At 69.9% G+C, this 18894-nt stretch carries 16 protein-coding genes; 4 read left to right on the top strand and 12 right to left on the bottom strand.

What is annotated here, in order from left to right:
• Positions 1-53: 53 nt before the first annotated feature.
• From ABKA17_RS01505 to ABKA17_RS01470, 8 genes are all read right to left on the bottom strand, one after another.
• Positions 54-1337, bottom strand: coding sequence for a thymidine phosphorylase (locus ABKA17_RS01505; protein ID WP_353689950.1), 1284 nt, complete (start codon positions 1335-1337; stop codon positions 54-56).
• A gap of 69 nt (positions 1338-1406) precedes the next feature.
• Positions 1407-1811: a cytidine deaminase gene (locus ABKA17_RS01500; protein ID WP_353689949.1), complete on the bottom strand. Its 405-nt coding sequence runs from the start codon at positions 1809-1811 to the stop codon at positions 1407-1409.
• A complete protein-coding gene (locus ABKA17_RS01495) occupies positions 1808-3070 on the bottom strand; it encodes an ABC transporter permease (RefSeq protein ID WP_353689948.1) in 1263 nt (420 codons plus the stop codon). Before ABKA17_RS01495 ends, ABKA17_RS01500 begins: the two co-directional genes overlap by 4 nt.
• Positions 3070-4191, bottom strand: a complete 1122-nt coding sequence (locus ABKA17_RS01490) for an ABC transporter permease (protein ID WP_353689947.1) — start codon at positions 4189-4191, stop codon at positions 3070-3072. Before ABKA17_RS01490 ends, ABKA17_RS01495 begins: the two co-directional genes overlap by 1 nt.
• Entirely contained in the window at positions 4188-5849 is a 1662-nt protein-coding gene (locus ABKA17_RS01485) for an ABC transporter ATP-binding protein (protein ID WP_502994140.1), read from the bottom strand. The genes ABKA17_RS01490 and ABKA17_RS01485 overlap by 4 nt, the downstream gene beginning before the upstream one ends.
• Before the next feature lie 226 nt (positions 5850-6075).
• Positions 6076-7122, bottom strand: coding sequence for a BMP family lipoprotein (locus tag ABKA17_RS01480; protein WP_353689946.1), 1047 nt, complete (start codon positions 7120-7122; stop codon positions 6076-6078).
• Positions 7123-7532: 410 nt separating this feature from the next.
• On the bottom strand, positions 7533-8570 hold the full coding sequence (locus ABKA17_RS01475; RefSeq protein WP_353689945.1) for a BMP family lipoprotein: 1038 nt from the start codon (positions 8568-8570) through the stop codon (positions 7533-7535).
• Between the two features lie 285 nt (positions 8571-8855).
• Positions 8856-10076, bottom strand: coding sequence for an amidohydrolase (locus ABKA17_RS01470; RefSeq protein ID WP_353690743.1), 1221 nt, complete (start codon positions 10074-10076; stop codon positions 8856-8858).
• A gap of 403 nt (positions 10077-10479) precedes the next feature.
• Between ABKA17_RS01470 and ABKA17_RS01465 the strand changes: the two genes are divergently transcribed.
• Both ABKA17_RS01465 and ABKA17_RS01460 read left to right on the top strand, forming a co-directional pair.
• Positions 10480-10752: a hypothetical protein gene (locus ABKA17_RS01465; RefSeq protein ID WP_353689944.1), complete on the top strand. Its 273-nt coding sequence runs from the start codon at positions 10480-10482 to the stop codon at positions 10750-10752.
• Between the two features lie 156 nt (positions 10753-10908).
• On the top strand, positions 10909-11571 hold the full coding sequence (locus tag ABKA17_RS01460; protein WP_353689943.1) for a class I SAM-dependent DNA methyltransferase: 663 nt from the start codon (positions 10909-10911) through the stop codon (positions 11569-11571).
• A 20-nt stretch (positions 11572-11591) separates the two neighbouring features.
• Here the strand turns inward: ABKA17_RS01460 and ABKA17_RS01455 are convergent, their stop codons facing one another.
• From ABKA17_RS01455 to ABKA17_RS01440, 4 genes are all read right to left on the bottom strand, one after another.
• Entirely contained in the window at positions 11592-12659 is a 1068-nt protein-coding gene (locus tag ABKA17_RS01455) for a hypothetical protein (RefSeq protein ID WP_353689942.1), read from the bottom strand.
• A 32-nt stretch (positions 12660-12691) separates the two neighbouring features.
• Positions 12692-13633: an N-acetylneuraminate synthase family protein gene (locus ABKA17_RS01450; protein WP_353689941.1), complete on the bottom strand. Its 942-nt coding sequence runs from the start codon at positions 13631-13633 to the stop codon at positions 12692-12694.
• Positions 13634-13647: 14 nt separating this feature from the next.
• Entirely contained in the window at positions 13648-14868 is a 1221-nt protein-coding gene (locus tag ABKA17_RS01445; RefSeq protein WP_353689940.1) for a cytidylyltransferase domain-containing protein, read from the bottom strand.
• A 140-nt stretch (positions 14869-15008) separates the two neighbouring features.
• Positions 15009-16301 carry a DUF6716 putative glycosyltransferase gene (locus ABKA17_RS01440; RefSeq protein WP_353689939.1) on the bottom strand — a complete coding sequence of 431 codons (1293 nt, stop codon included), beginning with the start codon at positions 16299-16301 and terminating at the stop codon, positions 15009-15011.
• A gap of 234 nt (positions 16302-16535) precedes the next feature.
• On the opposite strand from ABKA17_RS01440, the gene ABKA17_RS01435 reads away from it, so the two are divergent.
• Both ABKA17_RS01435 and ABKA17_RS01430 read left to right on the top strand, forming a co-directional pair.
• Positions 16536-17522 carry a glycosyltransferase family 2 protein gene (locus ABKA17_RS01435; RefSeq protein WP_353689938.1) on the top strand — a complete coding sequence of 329 codons (987 nt, stop codon included), beginning with the start codon at positions 16536-16538 and terminating at the stop codon, positions 17520-17522.
• Positions 17522-18865, top strand: coding sequence for an alpha-2,8-polysialyltransferase family protein (locus tag ABKA17_RS01430; RefSeq protein ID WP_353689937.1), 1344 nt, complete (start codon positions 17522-17524; stop codon positions 18863-18865). The genes ABKA17_RS01435 and ABKA17_RS01430 overlap by 1 nt, the downstream gene beginning before the upstream one ends.
• Positions 18866-18894 lie beyond the last annotated feature (29 nt).

The following is an 18894-nucleotide window of genomic DNA, read 5'->3' as shown; positions in this document are numbered from 1 at the left end:
CGGGACCGGTGGCGGTCCACCGATCCCGTTCACCTGAAAGTGGAAATCGCTGGTCAGGCGATGCGCTCCAGCACCACCGGCGACGCCGTGAAGTCCGTGCCCGGTGCCGCGATGTCGTAGGAACCCTCGACCGCCTCCAGGGCGTACTCGAAGCGCTCCGGGGTGTCCGTGTGCAGGGTGAGGAGGGGCTGGCCCTCGGTCACCGTGTCGCCGGGCTTGGCGTGCATCTCGATGCCCGCGCCCGCCTGCACCGGGTCCTCCTTGCGGGCGCGGCCCGCGCCGAGGCGCCAGGCGCCGACGCCGATGTCGTAGGCGTCGAGGCGGGTCAGGACGCCGGACGCGCCCGCCTTGATGACGTGCTGCTCCTTGGCCACCGGCAGTTCCGCGTCCGGGTCGCCGCCCTGGGCGGCGATCATGCGGCGCCAGACGTCCATGGCCGAGCCGTCGGCCAGGGCCTTGGCCGGGTCGGCGTCGCGGACGCCCGCCGCTTCGAGCATTTCCTTCGCCAGGGCGATCGTCAGCTCCACCACGTCCGCCGGGCCGCCGCCCGCCAGGACCTCGACCGACTCGCGGACCTCGAGCGCGTTGCCCGCGGTGAGGCCGAGCGGGGTCGACATGTCCGTGAGGAGGGCGACCGTCTTCACGCCGTGGTCCGTGCCGAGGCCGACCATCGTTGAGGCCAGCTCGCGGGCGTCCTCGATGGTCTTCATGAAGGCGCCCGAGCCCACCTTCACGTCCAGGACCAGCGAACCCGTGCCCTCCGCGATCTTCTTCGACATGATCGAGGAGGCGATCAGCGGGATCGCCTCCACCGTGCCGGTGACGTCACGCAGGGCGTACAGCTTCTTGTCGGCGGGTGCCAGGCCGTCGCCCGCCGCGCAGATGACCGCGCCGGTCGTGTCCAGGACGTGCAGCATCTCCTCGTTGGAGAGGAGGGCGCGCCAGCCCGGGATCGACTCCAGCTTGTCCAGCGTGCCGCCGGTGTGGCCGAGGCCGCGGCCGGAGAGCTGCGGGACGGCCGCACCGCAGGCGGCGACCAGCGGGGCCAGCGGGAGGGTGATCTTGTCGCCCACTCCGCCCGTCGAGTGCTTGTCCGCCGTCGGGAGCGACAGCGAGGAGAAGTCCATGCGCTCGCCGCTCGCGATCATCGCGGCGGTCCAGCGGGAGATCTCGCCGCGGTTCATGCCGTTGAGGAGGATGGCCATGTTCAGCGCGGCCATCTGGTAGTCGGCGACCTCGCCGCGGGTGTACGCGTCGATGACCCAGTCGATCTGCTCGTCGCTGAGCTCACCGCGGTCACGCTTGGTGCGGATGACGGAGATGGCGTCCATGGCCATGGCATTCCTTCCGGACGTTCAGAAAAAGTGCGCGGCCCCCCTGATCGACTCAGAGGGGCCGCACGGGAGTTACTTGGAGGTGAGATGGTCCGGGCCGAAGGCCTGGGGCAGCATCCGAGACAGCGGCAGGATCCCCGCCGGGGTCTCCAGCAGGAGGTCGGGGCCGCCGAACTCGTACAGCAGCTGGCGACAGCGACCGCACGGGACCAGCACCTCGCCCCGGCCGTCGACACACGTGAAGTGCGTCAGCCGGCCGCCGCCGCTGCGCTGCAACTCCGAGACCAGCCCGCACTCGGCGCACAGGCCGAGTCCGTAGGAGGCGTTCTCGACGTTGCAGCCGGATACCGTACGGCCGTCGTCGACGAGGGCCGCGACACCGACGGGATAGCCCGAGTAGGGGGCGTACGCGTGGCTCATCGCCTCGCGCGCCACCTCCCGCAGGGTGTCCCAGTCGAAGTCGGCGGAGACCGTCACTTGCCTTGTCCCTTCCGGTACGGCAGTCCGTCGGCCTTCGGCATCCGCAGGCGCTGCGCGGACAGCGAGAGCACCAGCAGGGTGATGACGTACGGGCTGGCCGTCACGACCTGGTTCGGGACCTCGTTCGTGGTGGCGTACCAGACGAACATCAGGGCCGAGACCGCGGCGGTGATGGCGGCGGGGACGTACTTCTTCTTCCAGATCAGGTACGCGACGCCGAACACCAGCAGGATCGCGATGAGCAGGATCAGCGCGTGCACGTTGGTGACACCGCCGCGCAGCTTGAGGCTGTCGGTGTAGCCGAACAGGCCCGCGCCGAGGGCGAGTCCGCCCGGCATCCAGTTACCGAAGATCATCGCGGCGAGACCGATGTAACCGCGCCCGGCCGTCTGGCCGTCGAGGTAGACGTTGGACGACACGATCGACAGGAAGGCACCGCCGAGGCCGGCGAAGCCGCCGGAGATGATCACGGCGAGGTACTTGTACTTGTAGACGTTGACGCCGAGCGACTCGGCGGCGATCGGGTTCTCGCCGCAGGAGCGCAGCCGCAGACCGAACGGCGTGCGCCACAGGATGTACCAGCTGGCGGGCACGAGGGCCACGGCGACGACGGTCAGCGGCGACAGGTTGGTGATCAGACCGCCGACCAGGCCGGCGATGTCGGAGATCAGGAACCAGTGCTTCTCGTTGAGCGTCTGGAGCCAGTCGGACAGACCCGGGACGTCGAAGGTGCCCAGCGACTCGATCGGCGGGGACTGCTTGGAGGAGCCCTGCGGGGCCTCCTCGAAGGTGAACTTCGACAGATAGCGGGTGGTGCCGAGCGCCAGGATGTTCAGGGCCACACCGGAGACGATGTGGTTGACGTTGAAGGTCACGGTGGCGATGGCGTGCAGGACGGCGCCCAGCGCGCCGCCGACGATGCCGACGAGGACACCGGTCCACGGACCCCACTGGTAGCCGGCCCAGGCACCGAACCAGGTGCCGAGGATCATCATGCCCTCGAGGCCGATGTTGACGACGCCCGCGCGCTCGGCCCACAGACCGCCGAGACCGGCGAGGCCGATCGGCACGGCCGCGCGCAGGGCGGTGGACATCTGGCCGGTCGACGTGATGCCGTCCGCGCCGGTGATCAGCCGGACGACCGACGTCAGGATCAGCACGCCCGAGATGATCAGGAGGAGGACGGGCAGCGACATGCGGCGGCTGCCCTTGCCGGGCTGCTTCGCCAGCGCCTTGACGATGATCGCGGTACTCATCAGACCGCCACCTCCTTCTTGGTGTTCTGGGCGGCGGCAGCGGCGAGTTCCTCACCGACGCGCTTCTGCTGGCGGCGCAGACCCCAGGTGCGGACGACCTCGTAGGAGATGACGACCGCGAAGACGATCAGGCCCTGCATGATCGTGGCGATCTCCTTCTCGTACGGCTCGGGAGTCGCGTAGTCGAGAGCGGGGGACGCCTTGTCGAGGAAGGCCCACAGCAGGGCGGCCAGCGCGATGCCGCCGGGGTGGTTGCGGCCGAGCAGCGCGATGCCGATGGCGGTGAAGCCGAGGCCGGCCGGGAAGCTGAGGCTGTAGGTGTGGGTGTCGCCGAGCAGCAGCGGCAGGCCCGAGATGCCCGCGACGGCGCCGGAGATCAGCATCGCGGTGAGCACCATACGCTTGGCGTTGACGCCGGAGGCCGCGGCAGCGGTCTCGGACTCGCCGGTGGCGCGCAGGTCGAAGCCGAAGCGGGTGCGGTTGAGGACGGCCCAGTAGCCGACGCCCATGGCGACGGCGAGGAAGACCAGGCCGTAGATCTCGCCGACGTCGGCGCCCAGGTTGATGCCGGGGACCCAGCCGGACTCCTTCATCACACCGGTCGTGACGTTGTCGCCGAGCGGCACGCCCCAGTTGTCGGTGAGGGTGAGGTAGCCGATGAGGCTGGTGGCGATCGAGTTCAGCATGATCGTCGCGACGACCTCGCTGACCCCCCGGGTGACCTTCAGGATGCCCGCGATGCCGGCCCACATGGCGCCGGTGAGGGCGCCGACCAGGAGCAGCAGCGGGACCTGGAGGAAGGACGGCAGCGCCACGTGCGCGCCGACCACCGCGGTCATCATGGCGCCGAGGCGGTACTGGCCGTCGACGCCGATGTTGAACAGGTTCATCCGGAAGCCGAGGGCGACCGCGAGGGCGGCGATGTAGTACATCGACGCCTGGTTGATGATCAGTACCTGTACGTCGGAGAAGCCGGCCTGCTCCAGCATGAGCGTGTACGGCTCGATCGGGCTCTTGCCCGAGGCGATCAGCACGACCGAGGTCAGCAGGATCGCCGCGACGAGCGCCAGGGCCGGGCCGGCCACGGCGAGGAGCAGCCGCTCCTTGTCGAACTTCTTCATCGGGCCTCGTCCTCCGGGGCGCTGTCTTCCTCGGTGTGCTCAAGGTGTCCGGTCGCGGCACCCGTCATGGCGGAGCCGAGCTCCTCCGGGGTGATGGTGGCCGGGTCGGCGTCGGCGACCAGCCTGCCGTTGTAGATCACGCGCAGGGTGTCCGACAGGCCGATGAGCTCGTCCAGGTCGGCGGAGATCAGCAGCACGGCCAGACCCTCGCGGCGGGCGTCGCGGATGCGGTCCCAGATCTGGGCCTGTGCGCCGACGTCCACACCGCGGGTGGGGTGGGCGGCGATCAGGAACTTGGGGCTGTGGCTCATCTCGCGGCCGACGATCAGCTTCTGCTGGTTGCCGCCGGAGAGGGAGGCCGCGGTGACGTCGATGCCGGGGGTACGGACGTCGTACTCCTCGACGATCCGGCGGGTGTCGGCCTGGGCGGCCTTCGGGGTCAGCCAGAAGCCCTTGGCGTTGGGCGTCTCGGTGACATGGCCGAGGATGCGGTTCTCCCAGAGGGGGGCCTCCAGGAGCAGGCCCTGGCGGTGCCGGTCCTCGGGGATGTAGCCGACGCCGGACTCGCGGCGCTTGCGGGTGGTCCAGGAGGTGACGTCCTCGCCCTGGAAGAAGATGGCACCGGAGTCGGCGTTCTTGGTGCCGATCAGGGCGTCGATGAGCTCGGTCTGGCCGTTGCCCTCGACTCCGGCGATGCCCATGATCTCACCGGCGTGGATGGTGAAGGAGACGTCGTCGAGGACCCTCTTGACCTCGCCGGCGGCCGTGGCGATACCGCCGGTGACACCGCCGGTCGCGGGCTCGGACTCGACGCCCAGGGAGGCGCCGCCGGAGGCGTAGACGGTGAGGTCCTTGACCTCGATGACGGCCGTGTCGGTGACGGTCGACTCGGCGGTCTCGGGGGTGGGGAGCTCGCTGCCGACCATCATCTCGGCGAGCTGACGCGGGGTGGTCTCGGACGGGACGGCGGTGCCGACCGTCGTGCCGCGGCGGATGACGGTGATCTCGTCCGCGACGGAGAGGACCTCGCCCAGCTTGTGGGAGATGAAGATGACGGCCAGGCCCTCGGACTTGAGCTCGCGCAGGTTGTCGAAGAGCGCGTCGACCTCCTGCGGTACGAGGACGGCGGTGGGCTCGTCGAGGATCAGGGTGGAGGCGCCGCGGAAGAGGACCTTGAGGATCTCCACGCGCTGGCGGTCGGCGACGCCGAGGTCCTCGACCATCGCGTCGGGGCGGACGCCGAGGCCGTAGCGGTCGGAGATCTCCTTGATCTTCTTACGGGCGTTGCCGCCGATGCCGTACAGCTTCTCGCTGCCCAGCACCACGTTCTCCAGCACCGTGAGGTTGTCCGCGAGCATGAAGTGCTGGTGGACCATGCCGATGCCGCGGGAGATCGCGTCGGCGGGGCTGGAGAAGGTCACCTGTTCGGTGCCGACCGCGATGGTGCCCTCGTCCGGCTTCTGCATGCCGTAGAGGATCTTCATCAGGGTCGACTTGCCGGCGCCGTTCTCGCCGACGAGGGCATGGACGGTGCCCTTGCGGACGGTCAGGTGGATGTCGTGGTTGGCGACGACACCCGGGAATCGTTTGGTGATCCCCGCCAGCTCTACCGCGATCGGCGACTGAGCGGTGAGCGGAGGGCTGCTGGTCGCTTCGATGGCGCACTCTCCTTGGGAAAGGGGCCACTCTACGCGCGTAGCGCCCCTGCTTTAAATAGTGCCCGGACCTGATCGTTCTCGTTTGGCCTACGAGCGGTACACGATCCGTTCCGAGCATTCTGCCGCGCGAACGGGGCGCGAGGAGCCATCCTCTCCGCGCCCCGTTCCGTGGCCGTAACGCTGCCATTACAGCGCTCACTTGGCCAAGGCCTGTGACCGGGGAAGGTCAGGAGGTCTTCACCTTGATGGTGCCGTCGATGATGCCCTCGGACGCCTTCTTGATGGCGGCCTGGATCTTGGCGTTGTCCGCGAACTCCGGGTTGGAGTTGGACACGCTCACGCCGCCGTTGGAGAGGCTGCCGCGGACGACGCCGGTCTCCGGCTTGCCGTCGTGGACGGACTTGGCGAGCTCGTAGACCGCGCCCTCGACGTTCTTCATGGCGGAGGTCAGGATCGAGGCCTTGTACGCCTTCAGCGCGTCCTGGTTGTACTGGTCGGAGTCGACGCCGATCGCCCAGATCTTGTTGGCGCTGGCGGCCTTGATGACACCCTGACCGGACAGACCGGCGGCGGCGTAGACGACGTCCGCCTTGTCGTCGATCATGCCCTCGGCGGCGCTCTCACCCTTGTCGGGGCTGGAGAAGCCACCCTCGGCGGCGGTCTCGGTCAGGTACTGGACCTTGACCGTGACGCCCTTCTTGGTGTCCTCGACGCCCTGCTTGTAGCCGGCCGCGAACTTGTGGATCAGCGGCACGTCCACACCGCCGACGAAGCCCACGACGTTGGACTTGGTCGACAGGGCGGCGGCGACGCCGGCCAGGTAGGAGGCCTGCTCCTCGTGGAAGACGAGGTCGGCGACGTTGTCGGCCTTGGTCTGCTCGTCGTCGACGATGCCGAAGGTGGTCTTCGGGTACTTCTGGGCGGCCTCCTTGACGGCGGGCGCGTAGGCGAAGCCGACACCGATGACCGGGTTGTAGCCCTGCTTGGCCAGGTTCTCCAGGCGCTGCACCTTGTCCGCGTCCGACTCGCCGTCCTGCGGCTCGATGGCGGTGGACTTGTAGCCGAACTCCTTGTCGGCCTTGTCCAGGCCGGCGGTCGCGGCGTCGTTGAAGGACTGGTCGCCCTTGCCGCCGACGTCGTAGGCCAGGGCCAGGCCGAGGTTCTTGCTGTCGCTGCTGGACGACTCGGAGGACGAGCTGCCGCAGGCGGACACGGTGAGGGCAAGGGCTGCGGTTGCAACGCCTGCAACCGTGATACGGGACACCCGGCGCATGGAACGAGACTCCTTTGTGCAAGCGCCCAAACCAGGCGCTGGTTCCGCCGCAGCGTAACGCGCGTAGACCAGACGGAAAACCCCTTCTGTCCGGTCCGTTACCGAGCTGTGGCCACAGATGCAGAACAGGTTACGGACAGCAGTACGCCCCTTGCGGGAGGCAAGGCTCGGGCGTCGGATTTCCGTCGTCCGCCCGAAGGGCGGGCCCCGCCGCGTCTGGTGCGTGCGATCGCAAGGCGCCGGGGCGCTCTCGTGGCGGAGCCACGTGGGCGGTCCGGCAACGCGGCGAGCGTGCGTGCCAGGCGCGGCGGGGCAGGCGGAAATCCGACGCCCGAGCCTTTGGGGCGTATGAGCTGCAACGGTGCCCGAGCGGGCGTATATGAGGGGCCTTTATGGCCCTATGGAGAGGGTTACGAGGTCTTGACCGTGACCTTGCCGTCGATGATCTCCTGCTTGGCCTTGTCGACCGCGGCGACGACGTCCGTCATGGCCTTGTACTTCGGGTTGGAGTCGGCGAAGCCCACGCCGCCGGACTTCAGGTCGCCGCGGACGACGCCGGTGAGCGGCTTGCCCTCGTAGACCGACTTGGCGAGCTCGTAGACCGCGCCGCCGACGTTCTTCAGGGCCGAGCCGAGGATGTAGTCCTTGTAGTCCTTCAGCGCGGACTGGTTGTACTGGTCGGAGTCGACGCCGATGGCCCACACCTTGTTGGCGGCGGACTCGGAGATCACGCCCTGACCGGAGAGGCCGGCCGCGTGGTAGATGACGTCGGCGCCCTTCTCGATCTGGCCGCTGGCCGCCTCCTTGCCCTTGTCCGGGCTGGAGAAGCCGCCCTCGGCGGGCGTCTCGGTCAGGTACTGCGACTCGATCTTGATGCTCGGGTCGACGGACTTGACGCCCTGCTCGAAGCCCGCGCCGAACTTGTGGATCAGCGGGATGTCCACACCGCCGATGAAGCCGACGTGCTTGGCCTTGGAGGCCTTGGCGGCGGCGACGCCCGCGAGGTAGGAGGCCTGCTCCTCGGAGAAGACCATGTCGGCCACGTTGGGGGCCTTGACCTGCTCGTCGTCGATGACACCGAAGGTGGTCTTCGGGAACTTGGCGGCGACCTCCTTGACGGCCGGCGCGTAGATGTAGCCGACGCCGATCACCGGGTTGTAGCCGGCCTTGGCGAGCTCGGTCAGCCGCTGGATCTTGTCCGCGTCGGACTCGCCGTCGCTGGGCTGGACGTCCCGGCCGCCCATCTTGAATTCCTTGTCGGCCTGCTCGAAGCCCGCGTAGGCGGCGTCGTTGAACGACTGGTCGCCACGGCCGCCGATGTCGTACGCGAGGCCGATGCCCTTGCCCGAGTACTTGCCGTCGGCGGACTTCGACGCGTCGTCACTGCCGGCCTTCGTGCTGGACTCGCCACAGCCGACGGCCGCGAGGGCGATGACCGAAACGGCCACCACTGCTTGGGAGAACCTGGTCCTCCGAGATATGGAACGCACAGCGAGCACCCCTTCATCCCACGGCCCGTCGAACGGCCCGCTTCCCCAATGAGCCGCCTCTGGTGGCTATTTCGGCGCACAGTAACGCGCGTAGAAGAGGAGGGGAACGGGGTTCATCGCGGCCGTTATCGAACCGTGCCGCCATCGCGTTACGTTCGCGAGAACCCGGTTACGCACGGGTGACACAAGGGGACGAAGGGGTGCCGAACCGGCCACCCCTTCACAAGATCTCCTACGGGCCTTTCAGGAAGCTCCATCGAGCAGCGCGGCCGCCGTGAACAGCTCCACGCCGACCGTGATCGCCGACTCGTCCGCGTCGAAGTCGCCCTGGTGGAGGTCGCGCACGGTCCGCTCACCGGGGGTGCGGACGCCGAGGCGGGCCATGGCGCCCGGCACATGCTCCAGGTACCAGGAGAAGTCCTCGCCGCCCAGGCTCTGCTCGGTGCCCTCGACGGAGACGGCGCCCCGGCGCGCGGTCATGGCGTCCCGCAACAGGTCGGTCACCGCGGGGTCGTTGACCACGGGCGGCACTCCGCGCACGTAGTTGATCTCGGACTTGGCGCGGTGCAGGTTGGCGACCTCGTCGATCGCGGCGACCACGACGTCGGGCGCCTGCCGCCAGGCCTCGAGGTCCAGGCAGCGCACGGTGCCGGAGAGTTCGGCGTGCTGCGGGATGACGTTGGGGGCGTGTCCGGACTCGATCCGGCCCCAGGTCACGGCGAGCCCGGCCCGGGTGTCGATGCGCCGGGCGACGATCGCGGGCACGTCGGTGACGACCCGGGCGGCGGCCGTCACCAGGTCGGTGGTGAGGTGCGGGCGCGCGGTGTGGCCGCCGGGTCCGTCGAGGGAGATCTCCAGCCGGTCGCAGGCGGAGGTGATGGCACCGGCGCGCAGCCCGATCCGGCCGGCGTCCACCCGGGGGTCGCAGTGCACGGCGATGATCTGCCCGACGCCTTCCAGCACCCCGCTGTCGATGGCGTCGGCGGCGCCGCCGGGCAGCACCTCCTCGGCGGGCTGGAAGACCAGCCGCACGGGCCGGGTCAGCAGTCCCTGGCGATGCAGATCGGCCAGCACGAGGCCGGCGCCCAGCACGACGGTGGTGTGCACGTCGTGTCCGCAGGCGTGGGCACGGTCCGGGACGGTCGAGCGATACGAGCAGTCACTCTTCGTGTCCGGGATCGGGAGGGCGTCGATGTCGGCCCGCAGGGCGAGCGCGGGGCGCCCGCTCCCCCAGTCGCCGATGTCACAGACGAGCCCGGTGCCCACCGCGAGCACGCGCGGCCTGAGGCCGGCCTTCTCCAGCCGCGCCTTGATGGCGGCGGTCGTACGGAACTCCTGGTTGCCGAGCTCCGGGTGCATGTGCAAGTCACGCCGGAACGCGACGAGTTCGGCGCGCAGCGGCTCGGGCAGCGCGCCGGGAAGCGGGGCTTCCGCGGGGAGATCGGCCTCGGACTCCAGTGACATCAATTGCTTCACCCTCTGAAGGGTAGGACGTCGGGGTGGCCAACTGACCCTCGATCAACAAAAGTTCAACCCGTTAGGGGAAGAAAATCTGGCCGCTCGACGCATACGTATCGACTGGGATGGGTAAACTCGCCCGCTTTTCCGGCCGAGTGGATCATGAAATCCACGGAGAGGGACCCGACCGTGGACATCCGGCCACATCCGTCACTCATCCACTCCTCCCTCCACGGATACCACGCGCGATGCCGCCCCGTCGGCTCTGTTCACCTGTCGGGACCGCACAGTCCCGGTTATCCAGTCCGCCTCCACTGAGACGCTTGTTCCGGTCCCGGAATCATCACCGCCGCGCGACGTTTCCGCCACGCGGAGCGACGACCGGGCCGGGGGCGGGCAGGCTCTCCGTATGACGATCCACGCGGCGGAGGACTGGCAGGCGTGCGGCTGCGGTGAGGACCAGATCCCGGGGCTGCTGGCGAGGGTGGGATTCCTCGGGACGACGGGCCTGATCCTGACCGCCCTGGTGATCATGATCCTGGCGGGCTGGCTGCTCGCGACGACGGTCTGGCTGCTCCGCCGCCGGCAACCGTCGGTGACCGCCGAGGACTCCCCGACCGGTTCCCTGTCGGGTTTCACCTGGACGGCCGACGAACACCTGACGGACGACACGCCCCGCTAGGCGCTCCGCTGGACGTGCGGTGAGCGGGTTGTCGTTCGCCTGCGGCGCCGTCGTGGCCGGTCTCGCCGCGGCGGAGCCGCTGATCGATACAGCCCCGCGCCCCTTCGTGCGCCGCCGAACCTCAGTCGACCTCACCGCCCCGCTAGGGTGCGGCCCGTGACCACCGAGACCCCGGATTTCATACGGAACACCCGCACCTCGTACGACACGATCGCCGACGACTTCGGCCGGCAATTCCCCGCCGACGGACTGGCCGGTCTGGTCCTGGAGCGCGCGCTGTTCGGTGCCTTCGCCGAGCTGGTCCGGGCGGGAGGCACCCGCGCCCCGGTCGCCGACCTCGGCAGCGGTCCCGGGCACATCACCGCGCTGCTGGACGGCCTGGGCCTGCCCGTGTTCGGCGTCGACGTCTCGCCCCGGATGGTGGAGCTGGCCCGGCGGAACCATCCCGGTCTGCGGTTCCACGTGGGTTCGATGACGGCCCTGGACCTGCCGGACGCGACGCTGGGCGGGATCACCGCCCTGTACTCGATCATCCACGTCCCCGACGAGCATCTGCCGGCCACGTTCACCGAGCTCCACCGGGTCCTGGAGCCGGGCGGACTGCTGCTCCTCGCCTTCCAGGCCGGTGCCGAGGAGCGGCTGCACCTCGCGGAGCGGTTCGGGCACGAGATCGCGCTCGACTACTACTGGCGGGACCCGGAGACCGTGGTCGAGCAGCTCGTCGAGGCGGGCTTCCGGCCGCACAGCCGGGTCGTGCGCGAGGCGCAGGAGGGCGAGGTACGGCCGCGCGCCTTCCTGCTCGCCCGCAAGGAGGGGTGACAGGGGCGCGCGCCGCGCGCTCACACCGCGGTGACCGCCGACAGCCGGTGCACGTCCCTCGCCTTGCCCGTCACGCCCGACAGGAAGCCCTGGGCGCGGGGGGAGGCGGTTTCCGTGAGCCAGTCGGGGTCGATGTCGCAGACCGCGACACGGACCTCGGTGCCCACGAGGGCCAGGGGCAGAGTGTGCACGACGGTCGAGGGGAAGCTCAGGATGGTGCGGCCGATCGGGCCGCGGCGGGCGATCAGCTCCAGGGGGAGGTCCGGGCGGACGATCTCCAGGCCCGTCTCGACCGCGAGGCGATGGAGCTTCTCGGTGCTCTCGCGGCGGTGGGCGAAGTAGCGGGTGGTGCCGTGCGCCTTGGCCAGCGAGCGCACCGCCTCCAGGTAGCGCTCGCCGTCCACCACGCCCGTCTCCACCAGGGACGTGCCGACCATGTCGGCTCCCTTGGTGATGCGGGGCGGGCCGAAGCGGGCGCGGGTCCAGGCGAAGGTGTGGGGCGAGACCGTCACACCCGCCGGGGTCTCCTCCATCGGCATGGAGGAGAAGATCTGCACCCGGCGGCGCTCGCTCGGGGTCAGGCGTCGGCGGGCCGAGGAGGACACCGGCGCGAAGACGAGGTCGCGGGGGCCGGGACGGCCGCCCTTGCGGTGCCAGCGCACCAGGCGTTCGCCGCGGGCGAGTTGGGTGACGAACTCCATCGTGGCCGTGCCGTCGTCGACGACGACCAGGTCGGCGGCCCGGGTGATGGTCAGCAGCAGTTGTACGTAGCGGGAGAACGGGTCGCCCAGGACGACCCGGTCCGCCCTGCGGAGCAGGCCCGCGAGGCCGCCGATGGTCTGGAAGGGGGCCGCGGGGCCGCCCCGGGCCTCCTCCCAGCGGACCGCGTGACCCTCGTCGCGGGCCAGCTCGGCCATCCGGCGGAGCTGGCCGCGGGTCATCGGGTCGGTCGGGGACAGCACGACGAGGGTGAGCCCCGCGCCGGGTGCGTGGGCGTGCGCCCACTCCAGCACGTTCAGGAGCTGTACCGGGCTCTCGACGAAGGCGAGAGTGGAGTTGCTGCCGGCTGATCCGGCGCGGCGGCTCATCGACGTACGACCGTCTCCTAAAGGGTTCGACCTCAGACCGAGACCGGCTCGCCCGCGGCCGCGGCGATCTCCGCCTCGGCGACGACGCCCGAGACGCGGCGCAGCTTCTTCATCGGGCCGAGCTCGGAGTCGTAGACCTTCTTGACGCCGTCGCCGAGGGAGGCCTCGATGGTGCGGATGTCGCGGACCAGGCGGGTCAGGCCCTGGGGCTCGACGGAGGCGGCCTGGTCGGAGCCCCACATCGCGCGGTCGAGGGTGATGTGGCGTTCGACGAAGGTGGCGCCGAGGGCGACCGCCGCGAGGGTGGTCTGGAGGCCCGTCTCGTGGCCGGAGTAGCCGATCGGGACGTTCGGGTACTCCTCCTGGAGGGTGTTGATCACGCGCAGGTTGAGCTCCTCGGCCTTGGCCGGGTACGTCGAAGTGGCGTGGCAGAGCAGGATGTTGTCGCTGCCCAGGACCTCGACCGCGTGGCGGATCTGCTTCGGGGTCGACATGCCCGAGGACAGGATGACCGTGCGGCCGGTGGCGCGCAGCTCGCGCAGCAGCTCGTCGTCGGTGAGGGAGGCGGAGGCCACCTTGTGGGCGGGGACGTCGAACTTCTCCAGGAAGGCGACGGCCTCGGTGTCCCACGGGGAGGCGAACCAGGCGATGCCCTTCTCCTTGCAGTACTCGTCGATCTGGCGGTACTCGTCCTCGCCGAACTCCACGCGGTGGCGGTAGTCGATGTAGGTCATCCGGCCCCAGGGGGTGTCGCGCTCGATGTCCCACTGGTCGCGCGGGGTGCAGATCTCGGGGGTCCGCTTCTGGAACTTCACGGCGTCGCAGCCGGCTTCGGCGGCCACGTCGATGAGCTTGAAGGCGTTGTCCAGCTCACCGTTGTGGTTGATGCCGATCTCGCCGCAGATGTAGACGGGCTGACCGGGGCCGGCGAGACGCTCGGAACCGAAGGAGCGAAGGCGGGAGTTGGTGCTCATGGCAGGCAAGTTCCTTAACTGGTGAGGGAGTCGAGAGAGGGGCCGAGGATCCAGCTGGCGATCTCTCGGATCGCGCCGTCTCCACCGGGGACGGTGGTGACCGCACGGGCGGCGCCGCGTACCACGTCGTGGGCGCTCGCGACCGCCACGGGCCAGCCCACGAGGGCGAAGCACGGGAGGTCGTTGACGTCGTTGCCGACGTAGAGCACGCGCTCGGGCGCGATGCCCTGCTCCTCGCACCACTGCTTGAGTGCGAGGTCCTTCCGGTCGATGCCGTGCAGGACCGGGAGCTTGAGCTTCCGGGCCCGGGCGGCGACGACCGGGTTCTGCTCCGAGGAGAGGATCAGCATGTCGAGGCCGCTCTTGCGCAGGGCGGCGATGCCGAGGCCGTCTCCGCGGTGCACGGAGACGAACTCCTTTCCGTCGGCGTCGATCAGCACCCGGTCATCGGTCTGGGTGCCGTCGAAGTCGAGGACCACGGCGTCGATGTCGTCGTAGCCCGGGAGGGCGCCGGGCCGGTCGGCGTCGAAGAGGGGCGCGAGCGCGCGGGCCCTGGCGAGGTCGTGCGGGTCGTCGATCTCCAGCACGCGCGCGGGGTCGGTCCGTACGAGCTCCGTGCGGCCGAAGAAGCGGTGCTGGTGCTTGCGGAAGCCGGCCGCGTCCATCGCGTAGGCGGCGCCGGTCTCCAGGAGGTCCTGGGGGCGGTCCTGGCGGCGCGGACGGTAGGCCTTGTCGTGGTTGACGCCGTAGCCGCCGGGCTCCTCGGCGGAGTCGACCTCGTCGCGCCAGATGAAGCCGTGGAAGGGAGCGACGGTGACCGCGGTGTCGGCGCCGTCCTCGACGACCGCGCCCGCCACCCCGTCGATGTCCTCGCGGACCAGGAACGGGCTGGTGCACTGCACGAACACCACCACGTCGACCGCCGCGCCGTGCAGCGCCTCGTGGGTGTCCATCGCGTGCAGCACCGCGGCCTCGGAAGTCGCCGTGTCCCCGGCGATCGCGGCGGGCCGCAACACGACCTCGGCGCCGGCCTCACGGGCCGCGGCGGCGATGGCCTGGTCGTCGGTGGACACGACCACGTCCGTCACCAGCCGGGTGGCAAGGCACTCACGCACCGCACGGGAGACCAGCGGCACACCCCCGACAGGGGCGAGATTCTTGGCGGGCACACCCTTGGAGCCACCGCGCGCGGGGATCACCGCGAGCACACGGCGCACCGCCGGGGAGTCGGACATGGGTTGCACTCCTAGCGCAGGGTTCACAGAGGTAGGGGGAGGGCCGGCGAAGCCGCCCTCCAGGGGCGCGGGGAACTGCGCGACAAGCCGAGACGGCGCCGCACCCGCGAGACGTCCGATCCCGGCAATCTCGGAGGCGCTCACAACTCCCCCATCCGCCGAATGACAGGCGCCACCCGCTGCACCCCGTGCCGATACGCACCACGCGCCGCCCGCCGCACGATCTGCCGCACAGGCCCCGGCTCCCTGTCCGCGGCGGGAGCCCCCGGCAGCGGACTGCCGTCGGGCCCGAGGTGATGGCGCGCGAGGATGCCGGGCAGATAACCGGGCGCGGTGGCGGGTGTGTAGTACGGCGTCAACGGCGACCGGTCACCCGCGAGGAGCTTCGCGATCCGCTCCCGCGCCGCGTCGAACGCGGTCTCGTACGACCCGTCCGCGACGACCCCCTGCCGCGAAACCCACTCCGGGTCAGCCACCGGCCGGTACCCCGCGTCCAGTTGGTCCCAGGAGGCGAGGCACCCGGAGCCGACGAAGTGGTGGTTTCCCAGCACTTCCCGCACCCCGAGGTCGGTCAGGACGACGGTCGGGATCCGCCGGTGCAGGGACTCCAGCGCGGCCGTGGAGCTGATGGTCACCAGCAGGTCGGTGCGGTCGAGGACCTCGCCCATGTTCCCGTACACCAGACGGAAGTTGGCCGGTGGATCGAGCCGCTGGACCAGCTTCTGGTAGGGCTGCTCCTCGATGTGCGTGGTGTGCTCGCCGGGCTTGGAGCGCAGCTTCAGCAGCACCTCGCGCTCGGGGTGCAGCCGGGCGTGCTGGATGAGCCGGTTCAGCAGGTACGTACGGTCCTTGCGGGTGTCCGGTACGGACGGCTGGACGGCGAACACCACGGTGTACGGGTCGTGTTCGCCCTCGTAGGCCGCACCGCCGAGGAACGGCAGCGCCACCTCCGTCACCGACGAGGCGTCGGCGCCCACGCCCTCGTACACGGCCCGGAAACGGTCCGCGTCCTGGCGGGAGTTGGCGAGGACGAGGTCGGCGCCGTGCCGCAGGAGCAGGCCGTCGGCGAGCTTCTCGTAGACGACGCCGACATAGCCGGTGACGACGACGGGACGCTTCTCGCGGCCCTCCCACACGCGCTTGAGGCCGTGCAGCATGGCCTGGACGCCGCCGCCGACGAGGGCGATCACGACGATGTCGTACGACTCCTCCGCCATCGCCCGCAGGAACTCGACGGCGGTGACCTCCCGCAGCGAGTCGGCGTGCACGCCGACCTCCGCCAGCTGGCGCGGGGTGGGGGTGGCGCGACCGCGCAGCAGGAAGCCGCTCAGGGCGGGGGCCCCTTGCGCATCCTCGCGCGGGGCGATGCGATGGGAGGTCAGAGCACCCCATTTCCAGCGGGTGTCCGAGTCCGCGAGGACCGCGATTCGCATCGGCGTCGTTGTTGTTGCTGGCGTAACTGCTGGCACGTCGAAGACGCTAGGAAGCAATTCCTAGGTATGGCCCAACCGGGAATCAACGAAAAGTTAACAACAGCCCACCGAGAGCCGAACTGGCCCGTCAAAGCCGCGGAAGTACATGGGATGCACCATTCCGACACATCGAGTTCACCCGCCGTACGATCACCGTCAAGTTGCCCTGCCGGGCGGCCTTCTACCGTTTCTCGGGTGCCAAAGCTTTCCGTGATCGTGCCGTTCTACAACGTGCAGCAATACGCCCCGGACACCCTCAGAACTCTGCGGCTCAACGCCCGGAGCGACTTCGAGTTCATCCTGGTCGACGACAAATCCAAGGATGAGACTCCGGCCATTCTCGAACGGGCTGCCGAGTCTCTTTCGGATGTCGCGCAGGTGAGATATATCCGCCATGAGGAGAACGGGGGTCTCGCCACCGCCCGCAACACCGGTCTGGACGCGGCGACCGGCGAGTACCTCACCTTCCTGGACGGCGACGACTGGCTCGCGCCGGGCTATCTCGCCGAGCTGGTGGCGGCCATCGAGGATCTGGGCTGCGACTTCGTCCGCACCGACCATGTCCAGGCGACCGCCCGCGCCCGTTCCGTGCACCGGGCCCCGGTGGGTCTGCGCGGCGAGGTGCTCGACCCGCGGGAGGCGATCCTGCCCGCCGACCGCACCACCTCCGTGGACTACGCCTACGCGTGGGCCGGCGCCTACCACCGCCGGCTGCTAGACAAGGGCCTGCTGCACTTCACCGACGGGCTGCGCACGGCCGAGGACCGGCCGTGGATCTGGAAGCTGCACCGTGAGGCGGAGTCGTTCGCCGTGGTGAGCCTGCTCGGGGTGTTCTACCGGCGCGGAGTGGCCTCCTCGCTCACCCAGATCGGCGACGCCCGCCAGCTGGACTTCATCCGCGCCTTCGACCAGGTCATCGAGGAGACGGCGACGGACCGGGACGCCGCCCGGCTGCTGCCGAAGGCGGTGCGCACCTACTGCGCGATCATCGCCCACCACCTCTCCGACGAGGCCAAGTGGGAGCCGGGGGTGGCCAAGCAGCTCCAGGCGATGAGCGCGGCGGCGATAAAGCGGATGCCGCAGGACGCGCTCGGCGACGTGCTCGACACGATGGACCTGCGCCGCTCGTCCAAGCTGCGACGGCTGCGGCGCCGGGTCACCACAGCGAAGGCGGCCGCCTGATGTCCCCCCAGCCCCGTCGTACGACGCAGATCTTCTGTGCCTCCACGCTGTACGGGGTGGCCACCCTGGCCGCCGCGATCGACTCCGACCTCTTCGACGACGCCGAGCGGCGCGTGCTGCTGGTGTTCAACAACTCGGCGACCCCGGAGACCACTCCGGCGCTCGACGAGATGCCGGGCTTCGCGCCCCTGCGGGACCACTTCGACGCGGTGCTGTCCTGGAACGAGGCCATCCGCCCCTTCCACCCCGGCTCCTGGACCCCGCGCCCCGACGACATCCCCCTCTTCGAGCGCTATCTGCGTCTGCTGTGGGACCTCGGGGACGACCGGGTCGAGCTGGTCCTGGAGTCCATCCAGGTCACCCCGGCCCTCACCGTGGCCCAGCTGTTCACCGGCGCCCCCGTGCACGTCTACGCGGACGGGCTGATGAGCTACGGCCCGACCCGCAACAAGCTCGACCCGCTGGTCGGCACGCGGGTGCGCAGGCTGCTCCACCTGGACCTGGTGGCGGGTCTGACGCCGATGCTGCTGACCGAGTTCGAGGTGCCCGCACAGGTCGTGCCGACGGGCGCGTTCCTGAAGGTGCTGAGCGAACTCGCCGAGTCCGTCGAGGACCTGCCGGTACTGCCCGACAACTCGGCGCTGCTGCTCGGCCAGTACCTGTCCGCGCTGAACATCCTCTCCGCGAAGGAGGAGGAGGACCTGCATGTGCGGATGATGCGCGGCGCGGTCGAACGCGGGCACCGGTCGGTCGTCTTCAAGCCGCACCCCACCGCGCCGGCCCGCTACAGCCGCGTCCTGGAGGCCGAGGCCGAGAAGCTGGACGTCGACCTCACCGTCCTGGACACGCCGGTCCTCGCCGAGGTGCTGTTCGACAAGGCCCGCCCGGGTCTGGTCGTCGGATGTTTCTCCACGGCCCTGTTCACGGCGTCCGCCTTCTACGACCTGCCCGTGGCCCGCATCGGCACCGAGCCGCTCCTGGACCGCCTCACGCCGTACCAGAACAGCAACCGCGTCCCGGCGGTGCTGGCCGACGCGGTGCTGCCGGACCTGGAGTCCCGCGAGGGCGAGGACGCGGTACCGGACGAGGATCTGAACGGACTGGTCACCGCGGTCGGCTTCACGATGCAGCCGCAGCTGCACCCGGGGCTGCGCACGGCCGCGGAGCGCTATCTCTCCCGGCACTTCGGCCCGCGCACCCAGCGCTACTTCAAGCGCAAGCGGCTCACCTCGCTGGGTCTGCCCGGCGGCATCCCGGAGCGGCTGGCGTTCCTGCCGCGCAACGCCACCGCGCGCCGGGTGGTGCGGCGGGCCAAGGCGATCAGGAAGGCCGTGAAGCGCTGAGCGAAGAAGGGGTGAACTCCCCGGAAAGG

The sequence above is a fragment of the Streptomyces sp. RG80 genome (assembly GCF_040446465.1).
Classification (GTDB): domain Bacteria; phylum Actinomycetota; class Actinomycetes; order Streptomycetales; family Streptomycetaceae; genus Streptomyces.
The sequence above is the reverse complement of the archived record's forward strand: the minus strand, read 5'-3'. Positions and strand labels throughout refer to the sequence as shown.

Coding starts and splice junctions, on each gene's coding strand:
- ABKA17_RS01505 (WP_353689950.1), bottom strand. CDS start 1,337: ATGGCCATGGACGCCATCTCCGTCATCCGCACCAAGCGTGACCGCGGT.
- ABKA17_RS01495 (WP_353689948.1), bottom strand. CDS start 3,070: ATGAGTACCGCGATCATCGTCAAGGCGCTGGCGAAGCAGCCCGGCAAG.
- ABKA17_RS01490 (WP_353689947.1), bottom strand. CDS start 4,191: ATGAAGAAGTTCGACAAGGAGCGGCTGCTCCTCGCCGTGGCCGGCCCG.
- ABKA17_RS01480 (WP_353689946.1), bottom strand. CDS start 7,122: ATGCGCCGGGTGTCCCGTATCACGGTTGCAGGCGTTGCAACCGCAGCC.
- ABKA17_RS01470 (WP_353690743.1), bottom strand. CDS start 10,076: ATGTCACTGGAGTCCGAGGCCGATCTCCCCGCGGAAGCCCCGCTTCCC.
- ABKA17_RS01465 (WP_353689944.1), top strand. CDS start 10,480: ATGACGATCCACGCGGCGGAGGACTGGCAGGCGTGCGGCTGCGGTGAG.
- ABKA17_RS01455 (WP_353689942.1), bottom strand. CDS start 12,659: ATGAGCCGCCGCGCCGGATCAGCCGGCAGCAACTCCACTCTCGCCTTC.
- ABKA17_RS01450 (WP_353689941.1), bottom strand. CDS start 13,633: ATGAGCACCAACTCCCGCCTTCGCTCCTTCGGTTCCGAGCGTCTCGCC.
- ABKA17_RS01445 (WP_353689940.1), bottom strand. CDS start 14,868: ATGTCCGACTCCCCGGCGGTGCGCCGTGTGCTCGCGGTGATCCCCGCG.
- ABKA17_RS01440 (WP_353689939.1), bottom strand. CDS start 16,301: ATGCGAATCGCGGTCCTCGCGGACTCGGACACCCGCTGGAAATGGGGT.
- ABKA17_RS01430 (WP_353689937.1), top strand. CDS start 17,522: ATGTCCCCCCAGCCCCGTCGTACGACGCAGATCTTCTGTGCCTCCACG.